The 23,565-nt window shown below is 71.6% G+C and carries 21 protein-coding genes; 14 read left to right on the forward strand and 7 right to left on the reverse strand.

From position 1 onward, the window contains the following. Positions 1–133: 133 nt before the first annotated feature. From EMA17_RS48005 to EMA17_RS48020, 5 genes are all read left to right on the forward strand, one after another. Complete coding sequence (locus EMA17_RS48005; protein WP_126643545.1) at positions 134–1,333, forward strand: sensor histidine kinase; 1,200 nt, start codon at positions 134–136, stop codon at positions 1,331–1,333. Beyond that, positions 1,330–1,989: a response regulator transcription factor gene (locus EMA17_RS48010; RefSeq protein WP_126643546.1), complete on the forward strand. Its 660-nt coding sequence runs from the start codon at positions 1,330–1,332 to the stop codon at positions 1,987–1,989. The genes EMA17_RS48005 and EMA17_RS48010 overlap by 4 nt, the downstream gene beginning before the upstream one ends. Positions 1,990–2,335: 346 nt before the next feature. Continuing rightward, positions 2,336–2,476, forward strand: a complete 141-nt coding sequence (locus tag EMA17_RS52375; RefSeq protein WP_160161838.1) for a hypothetical protein — start codon at positions 2,336–2,338, stop codon at positions 2,474–2,476. 103 nt (positions 2,477–2,579) lie between these two features. Further along, positions 2,580–3,146 carry a CYTH domain-containing protein gene (locus EMA17_RS48015; RefSeq protein WP_126643547.1) on the forward strand — a complete coding sequence of 189 codons (567 nt, stop codon included), beginning with the start codon at positions 2,580–2,582 and terminating at the stop codon, positions 3,144–3,146. Positions 3,147–3,263: 117 nt separating this feature from the next. Further along, positions 3,264–5,501, forward strand: coding sequence for a CRISPR-associated endonuclease Cas3'' (locus tag EMA17_RS48020; RefSeq protein WP_126643548.1), 2,238 nt, complete (start codon positions 3,264–3,266; stop codon positions 5,499–5,501). A 25-nt stretch (positions 5,502–5,526) separates the two neighbouring features. Here EMA17_RS48020 and EMA17_RS48025 read toward each other — a convergent pair whose 3' ends face one another. Then, positions 5,527–6,387 (reverse strand): PDDEXK family nuclease, encoded by an 861-nt coding sequence (locus EMA17_RS48025; protein ID WP_126643549.1) that lies wholly within the window; start codon positions 6,385–6,387, stop codon positions 5,527–5,529. 252 nt (positions 6,388–6,639) lie between these two features. Continuing rightward, positions 6,640–7,983, reverse strand: a complete 1,344-nt coding sequence (locus EMA17_RS48030) for an MFS transporter (protein WP_126643550.1) — start codon at positions 7,981–7,983, stop codon at positions 6,640–6,642. A gap of 215 nt (positions 7,984–8,198) precedes the next feature. Between EMA17_RS48030 and EMA17_RS48035 the strand changes: the two genes are divergently transcribed. The 4 genes from EMA17_RS48035 to EMA17_RS48050 all read left to right on the forward strand — a co-directional run bounded on the left by EMA17_RS48035 (position 8,199) and on the right by EMA17_RS48050 (position 12,945). After that, positions 8,199–8,942 (forward strand): AraC family transcriptional regulator, encoded by a 744-nt coding sequence (locus EMA17_RS48035; protein ID WP_246127372.1) that lies wholly within the window; start codon positions 8,199–8,201, stop codon positions 8,940–8,942. A 279-nt stretch (positions 8,943–9,221) separates the two neighbouring features. Further along, positions 9,222–10,274: a protein-glutamine glutaminase family protein gene (locus tag EMA17_RS48040; RefSeq protein WP_126643552.1), complete on the forward strand. Its 1,053-nt coding sequence runs from the start codon at positions 9,222–9,224 to the stop codon at positions 10,272–10,274. Between the two features lie 252 nt (positions 10,275–10,526). Continuing rightward, complete coding sequence (rox, locus tag EMA17_RS48045; protein WP_126643553.1) at positions 10,527–12,020, forward strand: rifampin monooxygenase; 1,494 nt, start codon at positions 10,527–10,529, stop codon at positions 12,018–12,020. A 247-nt stretch (positions 12,021–12,267) separates the two neighbouring features. Further along, on the forward strand, positions 12,268–12,945 hold the full coding sequence (locus tag EMA17_RS48050) for a hypothetical protein (protein ID WP_126643554.1): 678 nt from the start codon (positions 12,268–12,270) through the stop codon (positions 12,943–12,945). Positions 12,946–12,985: 40 nt separating this feature from the next. Here the strand turns inward: EMA17_RS48050 and sigJ (EMA17_RS48055) are convergent, their stop codons facing one another. Further along, positions 12,986–13,915, reverse strand: a complete 930-nt coding sequence (sigJ, locus tag EMA17_RS48055) for an RNA polymerase sigma factor SigJ (protein ID WP_126643555.1) — start codon at positions 13,913–13,915, stop codon at positions 12,986–12,988. 171 nt (positions 13,916–14,086) lie between these two features. On the opposite strand from sigJ (EMA17_RS48055), the gene EMA17_RS48060 reads away from it, so the two are divergent. From EMA17_RS48060 to EMA17_RS48075, 4 genes are all read left to right on the forward strand, one after another. Beyond that, on the forward strand, positions 14,087–14,722 hold the full coding sequence (locus EMA17_RS48060; protein WP_126643556.1) for an LUD domain-containing protein: 636 nt from the start codon (positions 14,087–14,089) through the stop codon (positions 14,720–14,722). A 129-nt stretch (positions 14,723–14,851) separates the two neighbouring features. Then, positions 14,852–15,880, forward strand: coding sequence for an RNA polymerase sigma factor SigJ (sigJ, locus tag EMA17_RS48065; RefSeq protein ID WP_126643557.1), 1,029 nt, complete (start codon positions 14,852–14,854; stop codon positions 15,878–15,880). Positions 15,881–15,926: 46 nt separating this feature from the next. Continuing rightward, positions 15,927–16,577 carry a hemerythrin domain-containing protein gene (locus tag EMA17_RS48070; RefSeq protein WP_126643558.1) on the forward strand — a complete coding sequence of 217 codons (651 nt, stop codon included), beginning with the start codon at positions 15,927–15,929 and terminating at the stop codon, positions 16,575–16,577. Between the two features lie 94 nt (positions 16,578–16,671). Then, the gene (locus EMA17_RS48075; protein WP_126643559.1) at positions 16,672–18,165 is read left to right on the forward strand and encodes an MFS transporter; all 1,494 of its coding nucleotides are present in this window, start codon (positions 16,672–16,674) and stop codon (positions 18,163–18,165) included. A gap of 39 nt (positions 18,166–18,204) precedes the next feature. On the opposite strand, the gene EMA17_RS48080 is transcribed toward EMA17_RS48075, so the two are convergent. The 3 genes from EMA17_RS48080 to EMA17_RS48090 form a co-directional block, all read right to left on the reverse strand. Beyond that, a complete protein-coding gene (locus tag EMA17_RS48080; protein WP_126643560.1) occupies positions 18,205–18,594 on the reverse strand; it encodes a hypothetical protein in 390 nt (129 codons plus the stop codon). Positions 18,595–18,772: 178 nt separating this feature from the next. Further along, positions 18,773–19,096, reverse strand: coding sequence for a hypothetical protein (locus EMA17_RS48085; protein ID WP_126643561.1), 324 nt, complete (start codon positions 19,094–19,096; stop codon positions 18,773–18,775). A 113-nt stretch (positions 19,097–19,209) separates the two neighbouring features. Beyond that, on the reverse strand, positions 19,210–20,268 hold the full coding sequence (locus EMA17_RS48090; protein WP_126643562.1) for a helix-turn-helix transcriptional regulator: 1,059 nt from the start codon (positions 20,266–20,268) through the stop codon (positions 19,210–19,212). Between the two features lie 297 nt (positions 20,269–20,565). Here EMA17_RS48090 and EMA17_RS48095 point away from each other — a divergent pair, with 297 nt between their 5' ends. After that, positions 20,566–22,296 (forward strand): dolichyl-phosphate-mannose--protein mannosyltransferase, encoded by a 1,731-nt coding sequence (locus tag EMA17_RS48095; RefSeq protein ID WP_246127373.1) that lies wholly within the window; start codon positions 20,566–20,568, stop codon positions 22,294–22,296. A 35-nt stretch (positions 22,297–22,331) separates the two neighbouring features. Here the strand turns inward: EMA17_RS48095 and EMA17_RS48100 are convergent, their stop codons facing one another. Beyond that, a complete protein-coding gene (locus EMA17_RS48100) occupies positions 22,332–23,498 on the reverse strand; it encodes a DUF2156 domain-containing protein (protein ID WP_126643563.1) in 1,167 nt (388 codons plus the stop codon). Between the last annotated feature and the right edge of the window lie 67 nt (positions 23,499–23,565).

Below are 23,565 nucleotides of genomic sequence, written 5' to 3' on the forward strand. Positions count from 1 at the left end.
CCGGCCCGCGACCCCCGGGCGGGACCGGGTCGCCCGGTCCGGGTCCGCCTGCGGCATCGGTCGTGCGACCGATGCCGGGAGGCCCCTCCCCGGGGGGACGCGCGGTCGAGCGGGGACGAACTACCGTCTGTCCGTGGAACACAGCCGACCGCCCCTCACCCAGCGCCTGACCCTGCGTCACCTGGTCGCGCTGGACGCGATCGCCGCCGTCTTCGTGACGGTCATGGTCTGCCCGGACCCGCGGCGCCTGGACGAGCGCGGCCTGCCGCCGGCCCTGTTCGTCCCGGTCGTGATCGCGCTGGCCGCGGCCGTGTTGGTGCGCCGACCGGCTCCGCTGCCGGCCTTCGGGCTCTGCTGCGTGGGATACGCGACCATGGCCACGCACGGTTACGCGAAGTCGCCGCTGATCCCGCTGATCTTCGTGATCTACACGGTGGGCCTGACCCAACCAGCGCGGCGGTCGGGCGTGCTGGTGGGCACGGCGGCGCTGATGGTGGGCATCGCCCCGCGCCTGGCCGGGTCCGAGGAGTCGACCTGGTCCTACCTGACCGGCTGGCTACCGGCGGAGATCGGGCCGCTGCTGGCCTTCTGGGTGATCGGGGTGACCGTGGGCAAACAACGGGCGTACAACGCGGGCCTGCGCGAGCAGGCCGAACGCCGGGCCCGGGCACAGGCGGAGCAGGCACGCCGCACGCTGATCGAGGAGCGGCTGCGGATCGCCCGGGAGATGCACGACGTGGTCGCGCACAGCATGAGCGTGATCGCGGTGCAGGCCGGCGTCGGCCACCACGTGAGCGGCACCCGACCGGACGAGGCGGCCAAGGCGCTCGCCGCGATCGAGACCACCAGCCGCTCGGCACTGCGCGAACTGCGGGCGCTGCTCGGTGTGTTGCGCGAGGAGAAGGCGCCGGCCGACGACCGGGCGGGCTTCCACGCCGCGCCCGGTCTCGCCGATGTGCCGGGTCTGGTGGAGAAGACCGGCCGGGCCGGCCTGCGGGTCGCGGTCCGAGTCGAGGGCACCCCGCGCGAGTTGCCCGCCGGGATGGACCGCGCCGCGTACCGGATCATCCAGGAGGCCCTGACCAATGTGGTCAAGCATGCCGGGACCGAGTGCGGCGACGTGCGCATCCACTACGGCGCCGACGACGTGCGGATCGAGATCACCGACGAGGGTGTCGGCCCGATCGCCGACCTGCCGGGCCCGGCCGTGGGCCACGGCCTGGTGGGCATGCGCGAGCGGGTCGCGCTCTACGACGGCGAGTTCCAGGCCGGCCCGGGCATCCGGGGCGGATTCCGGGTGGTCGCCCGGCTGCCGCTGGGGGCGGGCGGATGAACATCCGGGTGTTGGTCGCCGACGACCAGGCGCTGGTCCGGGCGGGCTTTCGGGTCCTGGTCGAGTCCGACCCCGATCTGACCGTGGTGGGCGAGGCCGCGAACGGGGCGCAGGCCGTCGAGTTGATCCGGCGCGAACGACCGGACGTGGTCCTGATGGACATTCAGATGCCGGAGCTGGACGGCATCGAGGCGACCCGGCAGGTGCTCGCCGAAGGCCCGCAACCGCCGACCACGCGGGTGCTGGTGCTGACCACATTCGACCTGGACGAGTACGTGTTCGCCGCACTGCGCGCCGGGGCCAGCGGTTTCCTGCTCAAGGACACCCCGCCCGCCGACCTGCTCGCCGCGATCCGGGTGGTCGCGGCCGGGGACGGCCTGCTCTCGCCCGGCGTCACCCGGCGCCTGATCGAGGAGTTCGCGCAGCGCCCGCTCGCCGCGGTGCGTGCTCCGGCGCTGCTCGGCGGCATCACCGATCGGGAGCGCGAGGTGTTGCACGAGGTGGCGCGCGGCCGGTCCAACGCCGAGATCGCCGAGCGGCTGCACCTGTCGTTGTCCACGACCAAGACCCACGTCAGCCGGTTGCTGCTGAAGCTCGACGCGCGCGATCGGGCCCAACTGGTGATCGCCGCCTATGAAGGCGGGTTGATGAGTTGAACGCACCGGCGAGCGAGGAACGAACCCCGTCCGTGGCCGCTCCGCGCCGCTGTCAAAGGACGGTCCGGTTCGCGTGACCTCGAACCGTCGTGCGAGCACCTGTCTCGAAGCGCTGCCCAGCCCGGCCGAGAGCTGCGTCGGGACGCCGCACATCGGCGGCCCGGGCGGGCACCGACCGGCGGGCGAGTCGGGGACGTGGCTGCGGGGAAGTGTCGGCAACCGTCGGTTTGTCGGGCTTGACCGAGGCGGGATTGCACCATCCACCCGAGCGGGCTCACCCTGGAGTGGCACGGCCGGGAGGAACCGGTCGCGACGCGATTGTGCCGCTGGAAACGGAAGGACGGTCATGAATCCTCGTCGATGGGTCGCGTGTGCCATCCTCGCCTTCGTCGCGGGTGTGGCCTTCGCCGCCGCCCCGGGGGCGACGACGGTCGAGCACGGATCGACCCACGCGGTCGCCGCCACCGCCATCGAGTACGGCCTGTAGCCGGGCCCGTTCCGCATCGGAGCGGGCCCGGAGACGGGCCGGCCGTCCGCGGTTCGGTGGTCGCCGGGCCCGTCGTGTCGTGACCGGCAGGCATGCTGTCCCCATGACAGGCGGAGCCGGTGGGATTCGAGGTCGGTGGGGCGATCCGGGAAAGTACGCGCACGTCGAACGGGAGCGGCGCTTCCTCCTGGCCGTACCGCCGGCACCGTCGGCGGTGACGGACACCCGGACCATCGACGACCGATATCTCGTGGGCACGCGCCTGCGGCTGCGACGTGTCGAATGGCCGGACGGCGGCCGCGAGTTCAAGCTCACCCAGAAGGTGCCGGTCGTTCGGCCGGGCGCGGTGCAGGGGCTGATCACCAACACCTGTCTGTCGTCGGCCGAGTACGACCTGCTCGCCTCGCTGCCGGCCAGGGTGTTGTCCGAGACACGATTCGGCCTCCCGCCCTTGGGCGTCGACGTCTTCGACGGCCCTCTGCGGGGCCTGGTCCTCGCGGAAGCCGAATTCACCGACGACGAGGAGGCCCGGTCGTTCGTGCCTCCCCCGGAGTGCGTGGCGGAGGTGACCGACGACTCCCGCTTCACCGGAGGGCGCCTGGTCGAGACCTCCCGCCGGGAACTGCTCCGGTGGTTGGCCGAGTACGGACTTCCCCGGGCGACTTCATAGGCAGGCCGCGCCGGCAAGTCGTCGGCCGGCGCGGTCCACGTCCGGCCGCCGCATCCTCGGCCGGCCCGTCCGACGCCTCGTCTAGAGTCGGGAGTCCGGCGGACGAGGGGATCGTGAATGTCGCACGGATTCGGAGAGTTCTTCCACACCGCGACCGGCCATCGGCCCTATGCGTATCAGACCCGGTTCGCCGAGAGTGGGCTGCCGCGGCTCGTTCGGGTTCCGTCGGGGGGCGGGAAGAGCGCGGCCGCCGTATTGGCGTGGCTGTACCGGCGGTTGGTGTCCGCGGTCGAGGTGACGCCGCGGCGGCTGGTGTACGTGTTGCCGCAGGGCAGCCTCGCGGAACCGACTCACGCGCGCGTCGCCGAGTGGCTGCGCCGCCTCGGGTGCGCGGACGACGTGGATCTGCACCTGCTCGCCGGTCCGGAGTCGCAGAACGGCACGTGGCGGCGGTTTCCCGAGCGGACCGCGATCCTGGTGGGAACGCACGACGGGCTGCTGAGCCGGGCGTTGATGCGCGGGTTCGCCGACGCGCGGGCGATGGCGCCCGTCTCGTTCGGACTGCTCAACACCGACACCCACTGGGTGTTCGACGAAATGCACCTGTTGGGGCCGGGGTTGCCGACGAGTACGCGCCTGCAGTCGCTGCGCGAATCGTTCGGCGCGACGGCGCCGACCGGCAGCACGTGGATGTCGTCGACGTGGGACGCGGACGCGCCCGACGGCGACGACCTGGCGACGGGCACCCCGCTCGCGGCGGTTCGCCGCGTCAGGCGGTTGGACCCGGACCCGACACGGTACGTCGACGACCTCGTCGCCGCGCTGGGCTCGGCGCACCTGCCCGGCACCCAGACCATCGCCGTGCTCGGCTCCGCGCGACGGGCGCGCGAGGTCCACGGTGCGCTGCGTGCGGCCCATCCGGGCCGGGAGATCGTGCTGGTGCATCCGTACGCGCGTTCCGCCGACCGCCGGGATCGCGCGGCGGAAGCGGAGGAGCCCGGCCGGGACCGGATCCTGGTCACGACGCGGGCACCGGACGTCGGATCCGACGTGTCCAGCCGTACGCTCCTGACCGAACTCGCCCCGTGGAGCGCGCTCGTGCAACGCGCCGGTCGCTGCAACCGTCACGGCGAACACCCCGACGGTGGCGACCTGTTGTGGTGTGTGCCACCGGACGGACCGGGGACGGACGAGGGTGTCGCGGCCTGGCTGAACGCGCACGAGGGCGAGGCGGTCACGACCCTCGACCTGTTCCGCGCACGTGTCGACCACGGCACGGCGCCCTCCCGAGTCCTGGGCGAGCACGATGTGTTGGCGATGTTCGACAACGCGCACGGCGCGGTACCGGCCGACGCGAGTCCGTGGATCTGCGCCGACGACGAGCGCACGGTCCTGGTCGCGTGGCGGGCCTGGGAGTCGGGGGAACCCGCGGAGGACGAGCCGCAGGCCGCGCGCGCCGAGCAGTGCGAGGCGCCGCTCGCCGACGTCCGGGAGATGCTGGACGACCGCGGCGTATGGCTGCGGGATCCCGTCGACGGCCGGTGGCGACACGCCGTGGCCGACGACCTCCGCGCCGGAACTTCCGTGCTGCTCGACGCGGCACGCGGGGGGTACCTCCCCGACGTGGGCTGGGCACCCGAGAGCGGCATACCGGTGTCCTCGCTGTTCACCGGACGCACGCCTCCCGCGATCGCGTGTGTCGCGTGGGTGAGTCTCGACCGGCACCTGCTGGAGACCGAGGAGGAGGCGCGTGCGATCACGTCCGCCCTTCCCGGACTGACCGAGGAGCAGCGGGAAGCCGTGGCCCACGCCGCCAGGTTCCACGATCTCGGCAAGTGCCACGACGTGTTCCAGGCCATGCTGCGCGGCGGCGGTGGCGGCGAGCCGCCGGACCACCTGCTGGCCAAGTCCAAGGCGCCGTGGAACACCGGGGTCTCCACGCGGGCGTACTTCCGGCACGAACTGGTCAGCGCGCTCCTGCTGTTGAACGGCGAGCAGTGGCATACCCACGGGGTCGACCCGGAGTTGGTGACCTACCTGGTCGCGGCGCACCACGGTCGGGTACGGGTGTCGGTGCGCCCGGAGGCCGACGAGGACGCGCTGACCCTGCTCGGCGTCCGCGACGGTGATCGCACGCCGCCGGTCGCCGTGTCCACGGGCGACCGCTTCCCCGGGCAGTCGCTCGACACCGAGGTGTTCCGCCCGGACGGTTCGTGGACGCCGCGGGCCCTGGCGCTGCGCGACCGCGACGACCTGGGACCGTTCCGGCTCGCGTACCTCGAGTCACTGGTCCGCGTCGCCGACTGGCGCTCCAGCGCCCGGCACGACGGCCCCACGGCGGGCCTCGTACCCTGAACCCCGCCGCCGTGGCCCGGAGGGTTCAGGGGTGGTCCGGCAACGTGTCGGCGAGCTTGTGCAGGGGGACGCCGTTCACGTCGCGCAGCCAACCGACGCCCCAGACGCCCGCCCGGGGCTCGGCGCCGGTGGCCTCCCGGATGACCAGCGTGACCAGGTCGTTCGGGTGGTAGGCGGTGCCGCCGACGGGCCACTCGATCGGACTTCCGGGCTCGGGATGCCAGATCGCGCCGCGTCGTGCGGGGGCGGCGTCGAGCCAGGCGTTGATGCGGTCGCGGTCCTGGCCGACCTTCTCGGGGACGGTCAGGGTGAGTTCGGCACCGTCCGCGAGCGCGTCGTTCGCGATGAGTCGCGGGATGATGCCGGCCTTCTTCTTCTGCGTGGCCCGGATTCCCGCCTGGGTCGCCGGCGCCGACCTCGGGCGGATCATGAACTCCTCGGCGTCGGGGACCGGCAACACCTGCGAGACCGTGAGCAACGTTTCCGCCCCGGAGGTCCGGTAGAGCTGCACCCGGACCAGGCGAATGTCGAGGCCGTTCTCGTACAGGAACATCGCGGTGTTGGTGACCTGTGCGCCGAAGCCGCCCGCGACGAGCACGATGCCGGGCGGCCCGAGGGTCTCGTCCGCCAACTCCGGTGCCCACTCCCGCAGTTCCTCCAGAGCCTGGTCGGGCCCGAAGTCCGCGACGTTGCGGTGGGCGACATATGCCTCGGTGAGGGTGTCCACCGTGAACCTGCTGACCATGGCCGCGTAGTTCAGCGCCTGCATGGTGACGGTGTCGGGTGCCTTGTCGCGCTTGAGTTCCGCGACGACGAGGCGGCCGGTACGGTCCAGCGCCAGCACGTCGAGCCGGTCGTGGTTCGCCACTCCGGCGCTGCCTGCCATCGGCCGAACTCGCCGGCGACGACCAGGAGATCGCCTCCGAGGATCCGCGGGTGGGCCAGTATCCACTCCTGCAGATGCCCCCGCTCGAGCAGGCCGGCCTCCGCGAAGCTCACCGACGTCGCGGGTATCGCCCGGGCGCCGTCCACCGTGAACACCTGCTCGTCCGCCATGCGCAGACCGTACTGGCTCGCCATACCCACCGTACGGGGATCGGCCACCTTCGGGGCATCCGCACGGGCACGAGGTCGCGCGCTACCGGGCCGGTTCCGCCGGGGAGCGGGGGCGGGTGGTCGGCGGGTCCGGGGTCGGCGGGGGGCGCTTCCCGGGGGTCGGGTCGTGGTGGGCGTCGTACTGCCGGAACGGGCGTACGGCCAGGGCGCCGACGATGACCAGGACGACGCACAACATCGCGCTCCCTGACCACGCGATGCCGAGGGTGGTCGCCGACGCCATGGCCCCGGCCCGCAGGTCGCCGAGTCGGGGGCCGCCGGCGACGACGACGGTGAAGACACCCTGCATGCGTCCGCGCATCTCGTCCGGGGCCCACGTCTGCAGGATCGTCTGCCGGTAGACGGCGCTGACCAGGTCGGCGGCGCCGGCGAGGACGAGGAGGGCGACGGCAAGCCAGAGGGCGCGGGTGAAACCGGCCAGCGTGATGGCGCTCGCCCAGGCCACCACCGCCAGGGTGAGCGCGACGCCCTGGCGGCGTACCCGCGCGATCCATCCGCTGCACAGGCCGGCCAGCAGGGAGCCGATGGCGACGGCCGAGTACAGGACGCCGATCCCCCCGTGGAAGCGGGTGGCGGCGGCCTCCGGGAACAACGCGTTCGGCATGGCCAGCACCATGGCGGCGATGTCCACGGCGAACGACATCAGCAGCACCGGACTGCCCCCGATGAAGCGCAGGCCCTCGAACACGGCGCCGATCCCGGTGCCCGTCGCGGCCCCCGCCGGCGGGATCGGCGGAAGTCTCCACGTCGAGTAGAGGGACAGCGTGAACAAGATGGCGTCGGCGCCGTAGGCGTAGGCGAACCCGTGCGGCAGGGTGAGCAGGACGCCCGCGACCAGCGGTCCCGCGATCTGTCCGATGTTGCCCACCGTGAAGCTCAGGGTGTTGGCGGCGGGGATCAACTCGTGCGGCACGATGCGGGGGATGATCGCGCCGCGCGCCGAGGAAGCCGTGGCGAAGCCGGCCCCCTGGACGGCGACGAGGCCGAGCAGGAGGAACTCCGAGCGGGCGTGCAGGAGGGTCTGGGCGAGCAGCGCGATCGTCACCGCCCAGGTCACCAGCGACGACCACAGGCACAGGCGACGGCGATCGACCCGGTCGGCGACGGCGCCGCCGTACAGGCCGAACACCACGATGGGCACGAAACCGAAGAGTCCGGCCAGGCCCACGTAGAACGACGAGTGCGTGATGGAGTAGATCTGCACCGGGACGGTGACCTCGGTGACCATCGTGCCGACCAGCGAGGCCCCCTGGCCGACCAGCACCCGCCGATAGGCGGGCACGGCGAACGGACGCGTGTCCACCGCCGCGCGACGTATCCGGGCGCCGATGCCCCGGGATGCCTTCGGCGCGGGCGTCGGCGTCATCGGGCCCCCGTCCCCGACGTCGTGGGGCGGCGGGCGGGTGGCCTCGACGTCGTCGCCCGGTCGGCGGGCGGCCCCGCCCCCGGACGGGGTCGATGCCGCGGTCGACGCGAATCCCCCGGTGTCGTGCTCATGGCGTCACGTTGTCATGAGGCCGCGATGGCTTTCTTCCATTAATCTGCCTACTTGTGTCGCAAAACAGCCAGCACCCGTCGGTCGTGCCCTCGACGGTCCACGACCACGTCGGCGGCGAGGTCATCGACCGCCACCGGCACACCTTCCATCAGCTGATCCACGTCAGCGCCGGGGTACTGGCCATCCGGACCGGGCGGGGATCGTGGGTGGCCTGCCGCGACCGTGCCGTCTGGATCCCGGCGGGCACGTGGCACGAGCACCGGGTCTTCGGCCGCAGCTCCGTACACACCCTGGGCTTCGCGTCGGACGACACCCCGCTGCCGGTCGACTCGCCGACGGTGGTGGCCGTCGACGGTCTGCTCCGCGAGCTCTTCGTCGCCTGTACCGAACCGGACCTGCCGCCGACCGAGGCGGGGCGGTTGCGAGCGGTGCTGAACGACCGGCTGCGCCGTGCCCACGTCCGACCCCTGACGCTGCCGACGGCCCGTGACCCGCGCCTGGCGCACGCGTGCCGGGTGGTCGAGGAGGACCTGAGCCGTCCCCGCACGATCGCCTGGCTGAGCCGCCACGTCGGCGTCGGCGAACGAACCCTGACCCGCCTGTTCCATACGGAGTTCGGCACGACCTACCCGCGGTGGCGCACCAACACCCGGGTCTTCCGGGCGATGATCCACCTGGCCGAGGGAACCACCGTCACCGAGACGGCGCGGCGCTGCGGCTGGGCCACGACCAGCGCCTTCATCGACACCTTCACCCGCACCATGGGCGGCACCCCCGGCGCGTACCGCAGCACGGCACACGAGCCGACCACGACCGCGTCGACGTGACCTCGGCGGGGCGCCGGACCGGTTGCCGCGGCGGACGCGCCGCTCGGACGAGGGCGTCCGCGCGTCCGGGCGTCCGGGCGTCCGGGCGTCCGGGCGTCCGGGCGTCCGGGCGTCCGGGCGTCCGGGCGTCCGGGTATCCGCGGCGCCCGGAGAGGCGACCAACTCCCTTTCCGCGAAATGGACTTGGTCGGATTCACCGGATTCACCGGATTCACGGACAACCTCCGGTGAAGCGGCATAAGCTCCCGCCATCGACCGATTCACTCCCGGGGGGGACGTGTGAAACGCAAGCCGAACGAGGATCAGCCGCGCGACGAATACGAACCTCTCACCACCCCGGCCGCCAAACGGCCGCACGGGCCCGCGCAGGACTCCGACAACGACGATCAGCCGTCCGGGGAGGACACGGACGGCGAGCCCGAAACCCACGAGGACGGCGAGGAGCAGCCCGAACCCGAGGGCCAGGGCGACGCCGAAGGCGTCCCCGAGGTGCCGGCGGGCCAGGAGGCCGACCAAGGCGGCCCCGCGGCCCCGGCGCTCGTCGTGGAACTGCCTCCGCAGGACGACGAGCCGCAACTCCCGGTGCTGACCGACCCCGAGATCGCCGCCCTGGATCTGGATCAGGCGAACGCCGCGCTCACGGCCCGTATCGGCGACTTCGACGCGCAGACCGAGGACCGGCCCGCGCTGGAGTTCCGGGTGGCCGCGCTCGAACACGTCGACGACGCCGCGTGGTTGCTCAGCCTCACCGGTTGTCGGGCGGTGGCCGGCTGGCTCACCACCCGTGCCGCCCTGACGGGCGATCTGCTCACCGTCGTACAGACGCGGGTGGGACAGCTGACCCTACCCGCCACACCCGCACCGCCCGCGACCACCCGGGGCGCCATCTGGACCGCGCTGAACCTCGCCCGACGGTTGAATCCCCAGATCGCCGCGGGCGAGGGCTGCGAGTATCTCGCGCACGCCATCTGTGAGTGGTTCCAGGCCGCGCACCCGAACCTGGCCCGGCTGCACCTGACCAAGTACTGGATCGTCGCCCCCAACGGGAACCTGCACCCGCCCGACAACTGGAACCACCACGTCGCCCCGGTGCTGCACTTCGCCGACGGGGACTACGTGTTCGACCTGTCGCTCTTCCCCAACGGACCGACGACCCTGGCCGCGTGGCGGGCCGCGACCAGGACCCAGAATCCCCCGGCCGGGCTGGACGAACGGCAATCCCCCTGGGAGTTGCTGCTTCCACCGGCAATCGCGCCGGGCTACCAGCCGGGGATGCGAGCCGTGATCGGCGACATGGAGCGGAACGCCATCGACGCCTGTACTCGCGTGTGACCCGGACGGCGGCGCGTCGATCTCGGCGGCGCCGCCGTCATCACACCACGTGGTGATCGCGTGGCCCGGAAACCGATTGCACGGGCGGTGCTCGGGGTTGTAGCTTGCACCCGACCGTGACACCGCCCGAGGAGGTGAGACCCATGAACGCTGTAGCGATATGGGTGCTCCCCCTTGCGGTCACGGCCGGCGATTGACGTAGGCATCGCCGGGAGCGCCTCGCGGACAAGGCACTCCCGAAAGGCAATACCCATGCAATCTCCACAGGTCTTCCCCGAACTCCGCGCCGAGGGCGCCGACGGCGCCGATCCCGCGGCCCTCGTGTTCGACGTGATCATCGCCGGCTGCGGGCCGACCGGCGCCATGCTGGCCGCCGAACTGCGGCTGCACGACGTACGGGTCCTCGTTCTGGAGAAGGAGACCGAGCCCGTATCGTTCGTCCGCATCGTGGGTCTGCACATTCGCAGTCTCGAACTGATGGCCATGCGCGGGCTGCTGGATCGTCTGCTCGAACACGGCCGGCGGCGTCCGGCCGGCGGCTTCTTCGCCGCCATCGACAAACCCGCGCCCCGGGGCCTGGATTCCGCGCACGCCTATCTGCTGGGCATCCCGCAGCCGGTCGTCGAGCGCCTGCTCGAAGAACACGCGACCCGACTGGGCGCGCAGGTCCGACGCGGTTGCGCGGTGGCCGGTTTCGCGCAGGACGACGAGGGTGTGACCGTCGAACTGGCCGACGGCGAACGGCTGCGCTCGCGCTATCTCGTCGGCTGCGACGGCGCGCGCAGCACGGTGCGCAAGGTGCTCGGCGTCGGCTTCCCCGGCGAGCCCTCGCGAAACGACACGCTGATGGGCGAGATGCGAGTGGGTGTGCCGCAGGAGGAGATCGCCGCCAGGGCGGGCGAGATCAGCCGCACCGACAAACGCTTCCGGCTCAGGCCCTTCGGCGAAGGTGTGTACAGCGTCCTGGTCCCCGCCGCGGACGTCGCCGATCGCGCCGAACCGCCCACCCTCGATGATTTCAAACGACAGCTGCGAGCCGTCGCCGGAACCGACTTCGGCGTGCACTCCCCGCGCTGGTTGTCCCGCTTCGGCGATGCCACCCGGCAGGCCGAACGTTACCGCGTCGGGCGGGTGTTGCTGGCCGGCGACGCGGCGCACATCCATCCGCCCACCGGCGGGCAGGGCCTCAACCTGGGCGTTCAGGACGCCGTCAACCTCGGCTGGAAACTGGCCGCGCACATCCGCGGCGAGGCGCCGGACACACTGCTGGACACCTACCAGACCGAACGCCATCCGGTCGCCGCCGACGTACTGGACAACACCCGTGCCCAGACCGAACTGAACTCCACCGCCCCGGGCCCGCGGGCCGTGCGCAGGCTCCTCACCGAACTGATGGACATCGACGAGGTGAACCGCCGTCTCATCGAGAAGATCACCGCGATCGACATCCGCTACGACTTCGGCGACGGCCCCGACCTGCTCGGCCGCCGCATGCGCGACATCGACCTGAAGCAGGGCCGGCTCTACGACCTGCTGCGCCGCGGCCGCGGCCTGCTCCTGGACCGCACCGAACGCCTGACCGTCGACGGCTGGTCGGACCGGGTCGACCACGTCGCGGACCCCACCGCGGCACTGGACGCCCCATGCGTCCTGCTCCGCCCCGACGGCCACATCGCCTGGATCGGCGACGACCAACACGGCCTGAACACCCACCTGTCCCACTGGTTCGGCACCCCCACCACCTGACCACCCCCGCACGCCACCCCACCCCGGACAACCGGGGTGGGGCGGCGGACGCGGCGACACGTGGCCGACGGCACGCGTACGGGGTTCGGAGGTCGTCCACATGGTCGGCCGGGTCGAAGGCGGCTCCGACGTCGTCGGGCACGGGCCGAGGAACTTGTGGGGGTGTGTGTTCAAGCTCTGGTATATCAGACACGCTTAGACTCGGAATCGCGGCGCAGCACGGGGCTCGCCGGGCGAGGGGACGAGCGTGAGCAACCGGATGGACTCCCAGCCGGCCGACGGGTGGACGCAGACCGACGAATTCCTCTGGTACACCTGCGACATCGTGGCCGATGTCGTCACCGGCCAGGCGGACCGCCGCCCGCTCGTGGCGAGTACGGCCCGGATCGCGCCGGGAGAGCGGGTGCTCGCGACCGGGGCGGGAGAGCAGTTCCGGCTGCGCGCCGTGGGCAACGGCAGTTACCGCAGCACGGGGGTGGCCGCGATCGGCAGGCCCGGGTTCGTGGTGGGCGCGCTTGCCGTGAACGCCCTGGGCAACGCGGCACGCCGCAAGCGTGCGCAGCAGGACACCGTCCCGCGCTGGGTGAACGACGGCGGCGGCGAACTGACCATCACGCATCTGACCGCGTACCTCGCGCATCCCCGCAACCCGCTGAGCCTCGGCTTCACCGGTCTCGACCAGATCGACCTGCCCGAGCCGAGCGTCTTCGAGGCGCGCTATCACGACATGTACGGCAAGGGCTACATGTGCGTGCGCCTCGCCACTCCGTGGGCGTCCCTGGTGTTCGCGCTGGCCGCCCTCGCGGCGTTTCCGGCCCACCCTCGGCTGCTCGGCGGCACCTGGCTCCCTCCGGGTTTCGAGGAGCGTTGCGCGCACTTCGGCCGACCGGTGCGCCCCGCCCAGCGGTTGGTGCTGGAGCGCTAGGACGACAGCGCGCCGCGCCGAGTGCCGTCGTGCGCTCGCTTCAGCGGGTTGTCCACGGGCGGAGTTTGTCCGGGTTGCGGACCGTCCAGATGCGGTTGATGCGCTCGCCGACCACGTGGAACGCGAACACGGTCACGGCGTGGCCGTTCTGCTGGACCACCAGGCCGGGCCGGCCGTTGACGGTGCGCTCCAGCAGCGTGTAGTCGGGTGCCACGGAGGCGAGTTGCAGGTAGGCGTGGGCGATCTGCTCGCCGCCGACGATCGGGTCCAGGATGGTGCGGGCCTTGCCGCCGCCGTCCGCGACCCAGACGGCGTTCGGGTCGAGCAGGCCGATCAGCGCGCCGATGTTCTTCGCGTCCCAGGCCGCCTTGAAGTCGCGGACGACCGCGGCGTGGCCGGCGCTCGGTTCCGCCTCGACCCGTGACTCGCGGATGCGCCGCCGGGCCGACGAGGCCAACTGACGGCACGCCGCGGGGGTACGCCCGACGATCGTGGCGACCTCCGCGAACGGGTAGCGGAAGACGTCGTGCAGGACGAACGCCACACGCTCGGCCGGGGTCATCGACTCGAACACGACGAGGAAGGCCATACTGACCGACTCGTCCAGGGTGATCCGGTCGGCCGGATCCATGCCGCCGCCGGCCGCTCCCCCGGTGATCCACTCGGTCGGCTCGGGCAACGGCTCGGGGAGCCATTCGCCCACGTACGTCTCCCGCCGGGCCCGCGCCGAACCGAGCAGGGTCAGACACACCCGGCCCGCCACCTTCGTCAGCCAGGCCGCCGGGACCTCGATCTCGTCGCGTTGCGCGTCGGACAGCGCGTACCAGCGGGCGTAGGTCTCCTGGACCACGTCCTCCGCGTCGGCGAGCGAGCCGAGCAGCCGATAGGCCAGGTTGATCAGCCGCTGCCGCTCGGCCATGACCGCCTCCACGCCGCCCTCGCGCATCCCGTCCCCGTCCGTCGCCCTCATCCGTTCGATCACACCTCTTCGACCGGACAGGCCGCCGAAACGTCAGGCCGGCCGCGGCCCGGTCGCGCCGCCTCACATTCCGGGCGGCCGGCTGGTCGAAGGAGTGGCGGCGAGTACATCACAGCCGCGTTCACGGCGCCCGCCGACCAGACCCCATGATCCGGAGGAAGCATGAGCACCCCCACCACGACCACCATCGCGGATTTCGCCGAACCCGCGCCCGTGCCGCGACTCGAGCGCGCGGCCGCGGCGCTGCGGGAGCACGGGTTCGCCGTCGAGATCCTGGCCGACGCGGCCGCCGCGCGCAGCCGCGTGCGCGAGCTCATTCCCGAGGGCGCGTCGGTGTTCACCGGGGCCAGCGAGACGCTGCGACTGTCGGGCATCGACGAGGACCTCAACGCCGGCGGCCGGTACGACGCGATCCGGCCTCGCGTGCTGGCCATGGACCGGGCCACCGAGGGCGACGGGATCCGACGGCTCACCAGCACCCCGGACGTGGTCGTCGGCAGCGTCGTCGCGATCACCGAAACCGGCTCGGTGGTGGTCGCCTCCGGCAGCGGCAGCCAACTGCCCGCCTACTCCGGCGGCGCCGGCCGAGCGATCTGGGTCGTCGGCGCCCAGAAGGTCGTACCCGACCTGTCGACCGCGATGCACCGCCTCGAGGAGCACGCCCTGCCGCTGGAGAACGAACGTGCCCGCAAGGTCTACGGTGTCCCGAGCGCGATCAACCGCCTGCTCGTGATGCACGCCGAGCCGTACCCCGGCCGGGTCACCGTACTGCTCCTGCGCGAAGCCATCGGGTTCTGATGCCCGAGCCGACCGACGCCGACGAGCCCGAAGCTCCCGACCGGCGGCGACGCGCGTGTCACCCGTCCGGGCGCTCGACGGGATTCCCGGGGCTCGTCACACTTTCGCCGGCGTGTTCGTCTGATCTGCATGAAGAACGAACCCGGGCCCGAGCAGGCCCCACCGTCGGGCCCCACCCCTCGCGAAGCGTGGCTCGCCGATCGGTTCGAGGCCGTGCGCCCGCATCTGCGGACGGTGGCGTACGGCATGCTCGGCTCACGTACGGACGCCGAGGACGCGATCCAGGAGACCTGGCTGCGGGTGTCGCGCAACGAGCACCGGGACATCCGCGACCTCCGGGCGTGGCTGACCACGGTCGTCGGGCGGATCTGCCTCGACATGCTCCGCGCCCGGCGGCTGCGGCGGGAGGACTACCCGGGGACGTGGCTGCCGGAGCCGATCGTGCGGCCCGCCGACGCCGACGCGTACGACCCGGAGGGCCGGGCCGTCGAGGCCGACGCCATCGGACTCGCCCTCCTCATCGTCCTGGAGACGCTGAACCCGGCCGAACGGCTCGCCTTCGTACTGCACGACGTCTTCGGCATGACCTTCCCCGAGATCGGCCGGGTGGTCGGGCGCAGCCCGGCGGCGGCCCGGCAGTTGGCCACCCGGGCCCGGCGACGGGTGCGGTCGGCGCCCCAACCGGACGCCGACCTCGCTCGGCAGCGCCGGATCGTCGACGCGTTCCTGTCCGCCGCCCGAGAGGGCGACTTCGACGCGCTCCTGGCCACACTCGACCCGGACGTCTCCTTCGAGATCGACCTGGGCCCCGCCGCCGGTGCCGGCCCGTCCGCCGTGGTCGGCGCGGAGAAGGTCGCGCGGCAGATGTTGGCCAACGCCAGGGTCTTCCTGCCGATGTCGCGTCCGGTCCTGGTCAACGGTTCGCCGGGGCGCCTGGTGGGCGACTCCGACGCGCCCACCGGCATCGCGGGCTTCACCGTCGCGGGCGACCGGATCGTCCGCATCGACGTCGTCGCCGACCCCGCCAAGCTCGGGGACGTCTCCCTGGACCTCCTCGACGGCGCCCGACCCGAGGCCGCCCGGCGCACCACCACCCCGCCCGACGGCGCCTCGCCCGACGCCACCCGATCCGACACCACCCGATCCGACACCATCTGAACCGCGCCCGGCGCACCCCGGCCGGGCACCCACCACCGGAGTCCCCATGGACAAGCCGACCGATTGGTCCGCCCGTTCCGACCTCGTCGGAACCGTCGATTTCACCATGATGTTCGCCGCCCACGACGCCTTCTCCCGCGACATCGCGCGGATGATCACCACCTGTGAGGCGGGCCGGGCGCTCGCCCCGGAGACCACCGTCGTGTGGGATCGCTTCAAGCGCTTCCTGCTGCTGCACCATCGCACCGAGGACGCCGTGCTCTTCCCACCGCTGCGAGCGGCCGTGGACGACCCCGTCGACCTCGACATGCTCGCGGCGATGGATGTCGAACACGCGCGCATCGACCCACTGCTCGACCTGATCGACGCGGCACTGGCCGATGCCGACCACGGCGGCGCTCTGGTCGGACTGCACGAGTTGGCCGAGGAACTCGGCGCGCACATGCGGCACGAGGAACAACGTGCCCTGCCGCTCCTGGAGGCGCGCCTCGGGCGGGCCGGCTGGGACGCGTTCGGCCGCGGCATGCGCAAGGAGCAGGGGCTGCGCGGTGCGGCCGAATACCTGCCCTGGCTGTTGGACGGCGCTTCGAGCGCCCTCACCGCTGCCGTGATGAGGCAACTTCCGTTGCCGGCGCGGGTGTTGTACCGCCGCGTGTGGGCCCCGCGGTATCACGGCCCCGCGCGCGCAGCCGCGTAACCCCCGCCCCGCCCCCGCCAGGGTGCCGGCCCCGACGGCCGCCGCCCCACCCCGTCATGCCCGGACACCATCCCATCTCGCTTTCGGAGCCGCCATGTCCACCGATACATCCGCATCGACCGATCCGACGAAGGCGACATCGACGACACGGACGCCCGCCGCCGGATCCGACGCCACCGACTCGTTCCTGGCCACCACGCGCGGCCGGCTCACCCTCCTGCTCCTGTGCGCGGTGGCGTTCCTCGACTTCATCGACGCGTCGATCGTCAACATCGCGCTGCCCACCATCCAGAAGGACCTCGGCCTGTCCAACCAGAACCTCCAGTGGGTGCCTTCCGGTTACCTGCTGACGTACGGCGGACTGATGCTGCTCGGCGGTCGTGCGGCCGACCTGCTCGGGCGGCGTCGGGTCCTGATCGTGGGCACCGTCGTCTTCTCCGCGTCCTCGCTGATCGGCGGCTTCGCGCAGACGTCGGAGGTGCTGATCGCCGGACGCCTCGCACAGGGGGTGGGCGCGTCGATGATGCTGCCCGCCGCGCTGTCGATCCTGACCACGTCGTTCGGCGACGGCCCGGACCGCAACAAGGCGCTCGGTGCGTGGGCCGGCACCGGGGCGTTCGCCTCGGCGGCGGGCGTATTCCTCGGCGGCGTGCTCACCGAGGGCCCCGGGTGGCGCTGGGTCATGTTCGTCAACGTGCCGGTGTGCCTGGTCATACTGCCCGCCATCCCGAAGCTGTTGCCGAACGACAACCGCCGCGCGTCGTGGCAGGGCTTCGACATCGCCGGCACGCTGCTGGCCACCGGCGGCCTGATCCTCATGGTCTACGGTCTGGTCAAGGCTCCCGAGCAGGGCTGGAGCGATACCCGTACGATCGCCGAACTGGGCATCGCCGCCTGCCTGTTGATCACCTTCGTGATCAACGAGGCGCGCAGCCGCAACCCGCTCGTGCCACTGGGCATCTTCCGCGTGAAGGGCCTCGCCGCGGCGAACATCACGCAGTTCGTGGCCATGTCCGGCTTCCTGGCGATGTTCTTCTTCGTCACCCTGTACGTGCAGGGCATCATGGGCTACTCGGAGATCAGGGCCGGGACGTCGTTCCTGCCCGTGACGGTCGGCGTGGGCGTGGCCGCGGGCATCGCGCAGGCACTGATCGCCCGTACCGGCACGCGGCCGCTGATCGTCGCCGGCGCGCTCGTCGCCTCGGTCGGCGTGTGGATGTTGTCCCGCGTCCCGGTCGACGGCTCCTACCTCGCCGATCTGCTCCCGGGGCTGATGGTGATGTCCTTCGGCCTCGGCTTCGTGTTCGTGGGCGTCGCGACCGCCGCCAACGCCGGGGTTCCGGCCGACCAGGCCGGGTTGGCCGCCGCGCTGATGAACACCGCGCAGCAACTCGGCGGCGCGTTCGGCCTCGCGGTGCTGTCGGCGGTCGCCACGTCGAAGACCACCCACCAACTGGCGCACGGACACGATCGAGCCACCGCCTACACCGACGGGTTCCAACAGGCCCTGCTGGTCAGCGCGTTCTTCCTCGCGGGCGCGGCGATCGTGGCCCTGTTCGTCGCGAACAGCCACGGCGAGGAGACCTGACCCACGACCGGCGCGACGCGGCCCCACGCATGGTGTGGATCATCGGGTGAGGTCGATCCGGCGTACCTCTCGGGACACCGGGAAGCCCGCCTGCTCGCACAGGTCGAGCATCGTGGCCGTACGCGAACCGGCCCGGAGATGGGCGGTGCGGCCGGGCCGGAAGTAGTAGGTCCGCCCCTCGACCGTCCGCAGGCCCACCATCGGAGCCCGCAGCATCCCTTCGCTCGGGAAGATCGTCTCGATCTCCGCCGGCGAACTCGGAGCCAACAGGGCTCCGTTGAAGGCGGTCGCCATCCATGCCGGACGGGCGTGAAGGGCGATCGAACCGGTCTCGATCCGTAATCGGGCACACGGCCATCGCACGGCCACGTAGCCGGTCGTGTACGCGCCCGCCATTTCCGGCACCAGCGCCGATCCTGTCGATTCCACCGCCCAAGGATGGGGTCCTTCGCCGCGGAACGGAAGTCCCGACCGGGGTCGTTGCGGATATACGGCCGTGGTGGGCGAAGTCGCGTTCCCGTGATCCGGTGGGGTGGTTGCGCCCACCGGACCACGGGGACGGTCGGCCGTTCGACGATGCGTGCGAACGCCGGTTCTCGGCGCCCTCTCAACCGATGACGCGAATCGATTGAGGGCCTCCGAGGTACGACACCCCGCGACCCGGGGGCAGGGTCGTGGCGAGGGTGGCGCAGTTGGTGCCGAGGTACACGCGCACCGACTTGTTCGTCTCGTTGACCATCGAGATCGCACGGACCTGGAGGGCGACGCAAACGTTGTCGGGAGGGTTGACGACTCTGAACTCCTGTCCGCTGCCGTTGAAGTACCGGAAGTTTCCCGTCGCGGCCTGCGCACCGGTGGCCGGGGCGGTGGCCAGGACGACCGCCGTACCGACCGCCAGGCCGCCTCGGACCAGGTGGGTGAGTGCGAGCATGGTGGAGATTCCTTTCCCTGGTGCGCCGGATCCCGATGTCCGGCGTCTCCACCATCGTCGGTGGCGGCGCGGCCGCCGATCCCCCCTGATATCGGGGATGCGCGACCGGCCGATCAGCGTGTTATCGCGGCGACGAGTTCGTCGCGCCCGTCCGCGCCGGTCTTCCGGAAAACGGCCTTGAGGTGGTCGTTCACGGTGTGCGCGGACAGGTCGAGGCGGCGGGCGATCTGTTTGACGGACGCCCCGGTGCGAAGTTGTGTGACGACGTCGCGTTCGCGCGGGGTGATGCCGTACCACTCGCACAACGACGGCAGGACCAGATCCCAGGTGGCGCCCTGGATCACGAGCGCGACATCCCCGGTGGCGTCCGCGTCGAGCGCCTGGCTCTGGCAGGTGATCCAGCGGCCACAGACGGCCGGGGGCGCGCAGATCAGCGGAATCGACGTGTCCTGCCGACGGGCCGCCGTGCGGGCGGCGAGGGAGAGCGAGACGAAGAGGGTGTTCGGTGTCCAGGAAGGGATGGTCCGCGTGGACCACCGGTCCAACCACCGGTGCGCCTGGGGACTGACGGCCTTGATTCGGTGGTCGGGGCCGATGGTGATCACGCCTGCCGGAAGGGGCGGCACCTCGGGGCACAGCGGACCGGCCGTCGCGTAGCGACGCAGGGCGGCCACCAGGGCCGGTACCAGTCGGGCCGCCCGCCGGGCGTCGTCCTGGTCGAACGGCGCGACACCCTCGCATCGGAGCAGCCCGAGTGCTCCCCACAGGCCGTGCCGGTCCCGAAGCAGCAGCCGCAGTCCGGAACCTGCGCCGTGCGCGGTGAGGATCTCCCGCAGACCCGGGTCGGCCGAACCGTCCGTCTCCGTACCCACCACGACCGCCGGACTCGACGAAGCGGCCGGAGCCGCCGGCCGCTGCGGCGCGCCCGCCAGGTATTGGTGCATGACGAGAGCGCCGACCAGGTCCGGATCGTATTGGTGCCAGAAACTGAAACTGCCCAGGGCGAGACCGGTCGCCGGATCGGTGCCCAACAGACTCAGCCCGTCGTGCGCCACGATGGGCGCGAGCACGCGGGAGATCGCCGCCCCGATGTCGTCGGCGCCGCCGTCACGGCTCGCCGCGGCGTGGACGTCTCGTGCCAGACGCCTGTCGTCGAAGAACGAAAGGCTCATACCATGCGATTGTCCCCGAATGCGTGCAGCGCGTCCAGGTTGTGAACAACCGTACGGATCACGCGGCATGACAACGTCGTGTGATCGAGCCATAACCACTCGCAGTCATGGTCCGTAGGCTCGTCGGTGCGTGGACGCCGCCATCGACACGGACGTGTCGGAGCACGTTCCCGCTCCGTGCCGCGGTGATCCACCTCGGGAATTCGGACAGCGGCCGGTCGTGGAGCCGTCGGTCGGGGATGTCGTCGATGTCGTTCACGGGCAGTCGGCCGGTCCGTACGTCAGTACGATGCCCGGGTGACGAGTGACGTGGCGACCGGCCGGCCGACCCGTGAACAACCACCGCGAAGGGATGCGGAGTTCCCCGATACGCGCGGTGCCGCACGGGGCGGGGGCGAGGCCAGGGGTTGGGCCTGGTCGTTGGCTCGGTTCGGGTATCGGGATCGGCCGCCGACCTCGCTGCGCGAGCGGTTGGTGCCGTCGTACACCGACAACAGCGCCTACACCGGCGGCGGCTGGCTGCCGTGCATCCTGGTGACGCTCCTGGCCGGATTCATCCGCTTCTGGAACCTCGGCAAACCCAAAGCGGTGATATTCGACGAGACCTACTACGCCAAGGACGCCTGGTCGCTTCTCAAACTCGGCTACGAGGGCACCTGGCCCAAGGAGGCCAACGACCGGATCCTCGCCGGCGACACCGACACCCTCCAGACCCAGGGCTCCTACATCGTCCACCCGCCCATCGGGAAATGGACCATCGCACTCGGCGAACAACTCTTCGGACTCACCCCGTTCGGATGGCGCTTCGCCCTCGCCGTCCTGGGCACCCTGTCCGTCCTCATGCTCTGCCGCATCGGCCGCCGCCTCTTCCGCTCCACCCTCCTGGGCTGCGTCGCCGGACTCCTCATGGCCCTCGACGGCCTCCACTTCGTCATGAGCCGCACCTCCCTCCTCGACCTCGTCCTGATGTTCTGGATCCTCGCCGCCTTCGGCGCCCTGCTCATCGACCGCGACGACACCCGCGCCCTCGCCGCCCGCATGTTCAAGGACGGACCCGACGCCACCCGCGCCGCCACCGCACGCTTCGGCCTGCGCCCCTGGCGCATCGTCGCCGGCATCTGCCTCGGACTCGCCTGCGGCACCAAATGGAGCGGCGTCTACGTCCTCGCCGCCCTCGGCGTCCTCACCGTCCTGTGGGACGCCGGCACCCGCCGCGCCTGCGGCGCACGCCGCCCCTACCGCGCCACCCTGCGCCACGACGTCCTCTTCGCGTTCCTGTCCACCGTCGCCGTCGCCCTCGGCATCTACATCTGGTCCTGGACCGGCTGGTTCCTCACCGACAACGGCTACTTCCGCCACTGGGCCGACGACCGCGCCGGACTGTCCCCCGACCACGTCCTCGGCATCCCACTCCCCCAAATCGGCATGACCTGGGTCCCCGCACCCCTACGCAGCCTCTGGCACTACCACGCCGAAATGTGGTCGTTCCACACCCATCTGGAGGCTCCGCACCAGTACCAGTCCAACCCGTGGAGCTGGCTGGTTCTCGGCCGGCCGGTGCTCTACTACAACGAGACCCTGCGCCAGGGCACGGCCGGGTGCGGCGAGCAGGAGTGCTACCGGACCGTCCTCGCCATCGGCACGCCGATGTTGTGGTGGGCCGGGGTGGTCGCGGTCGGCTACCTGCTGTTCCGCTGGGCCGGTCGGCGCGACTGGCGCGCGGGGGCCATCCTGTGCGGCCTGGGCGCGGCCTACCTGCCGTGGATGGCGTACCAGGAACGCACGATCTTCCTGTTCTACGCCGTCGCGTTCGTCCCGTTCCTGTGCCTGGCGGTGACGATGATGCTCGGCGCGCTCCTCGGCCCACCCGCGGCCACCGAACGCCGACGCGCGTGGGGCACGGTCGGCGTGGTCGCCGTCATCGCCCTGATCGCCTGGAACTTCCTCTACTTCTACCCGATCCTCGCCGGCGAGACGATCGGTCGAAGCGCGTGGCTGGACCGCCTGTGGTTCGGCACCTGGATCTGAGCCGGCGGCGCCTCGCACGCGACACGGCCGGTCGATCACAACAGTCGGGTGGCGCGCAGGAGATTCCATACCGCCGCCACTCGGACGCGGTCCTGGAAGGCCACGTACTCGGGTTCGCACACGTGCGGAGCCCACTTGAGTTTGAACGCCTCCTGGGTCCGCGCCGGGTACAGGTCGCGCCCACGCTTGGCCCCCTGCCGAAGCGTCCACCCGAACAGGGCGGAGGCGCTGGGCGGTTCGTGTTCGTCCGCGAGCCCGACGAACGGCGCGAGCCCGAGGTGCAGCCAGCCCGCGCCCTCCTCCGTGAAGGTGGTCAACGCCGTGAGGGTGATCAGTTCGTGGGTGCCGACGGGGGCCTGGGGACGCCGGCGCGACAGGTCGCACAACCATCCCGGGCGACTTCCCCACACGGGCGCGTACGTGATGTAGGCGACGACCTCCCCGCGGTGCCGGGCCAGGAACGTACGGCGCAACCCGCGGCCGATTCCACCGTGTTCGCCGACCATGAAGGACAGTTGCCGCACGAGGCGGCCCTTCTCGCGCAGCCATTCGCGGTCGATCTGCTCCAGGGTGCGTCGGTCGGGCACGTCGTCGGATCCCACCTCGGTGACGACGACGCCCTCCCGTCGGGCCCGGGAGACGTTCTGCCGGACCTTGGCGAGGGGTTTGCCGCGCAGCGTGAAGCGGGACAGGTCGATGGCGTAGGCGACGCCGAGTTGATTGACCGCGAAGCCGCGGTCGGCGTAGAGCGCGACGTCGTGCGAACGCAGCTGCACCGCGGTCAGCACCGTGCGCCGCCCGGGCCCGCGATCGAGCGTGTCCAGGTATTCGTCGAGCAACGCCCCTCGATGCGCGGGCGCCGCGAACGGTCCGGCGAACTGGATGTGGTGGCGCCGCCTCGGCAGAAAGGCGACGAGCCCCGGGACGCTGCTCCCGTAGTGGTGCCGGGTCCCGGCATTGACCGCCAGGAAGGCGCTCGGATGGTCGGCGTGGGCACGCAACGTCCCGATCGGGTCCTGCTCTTCCGCCATCGGTACCGCGACCTTGGTCACCGTCCCCGCTCCGCCGGGCGCGGGCCCCTCCCCGATGCCGGCCACTGCCCGCTGTACCGGCACCACGCCGCTGTTGCCGTCGCCGCCCTTCCCGTTCCCGCGATGCCGGTCGTTCCGGACGGAAGGCGGCTCTTCTGTGCCGAAGGTCATGGCTTCCCCAAGCTGAGGCGGTGGTGTCGCAGGGACAAACGAGTCGTTCGCAGGTGCTGACACGCCT

This window comes from Embleya hyalina, from assembly GCF_003967355.1.
GTDB classification, from domain to species: Bacteria; Actinomycetota; Actinomycetes; order Streptomycetales; family Streptomycetaceae; genus Embleya; species Embleya hyalina.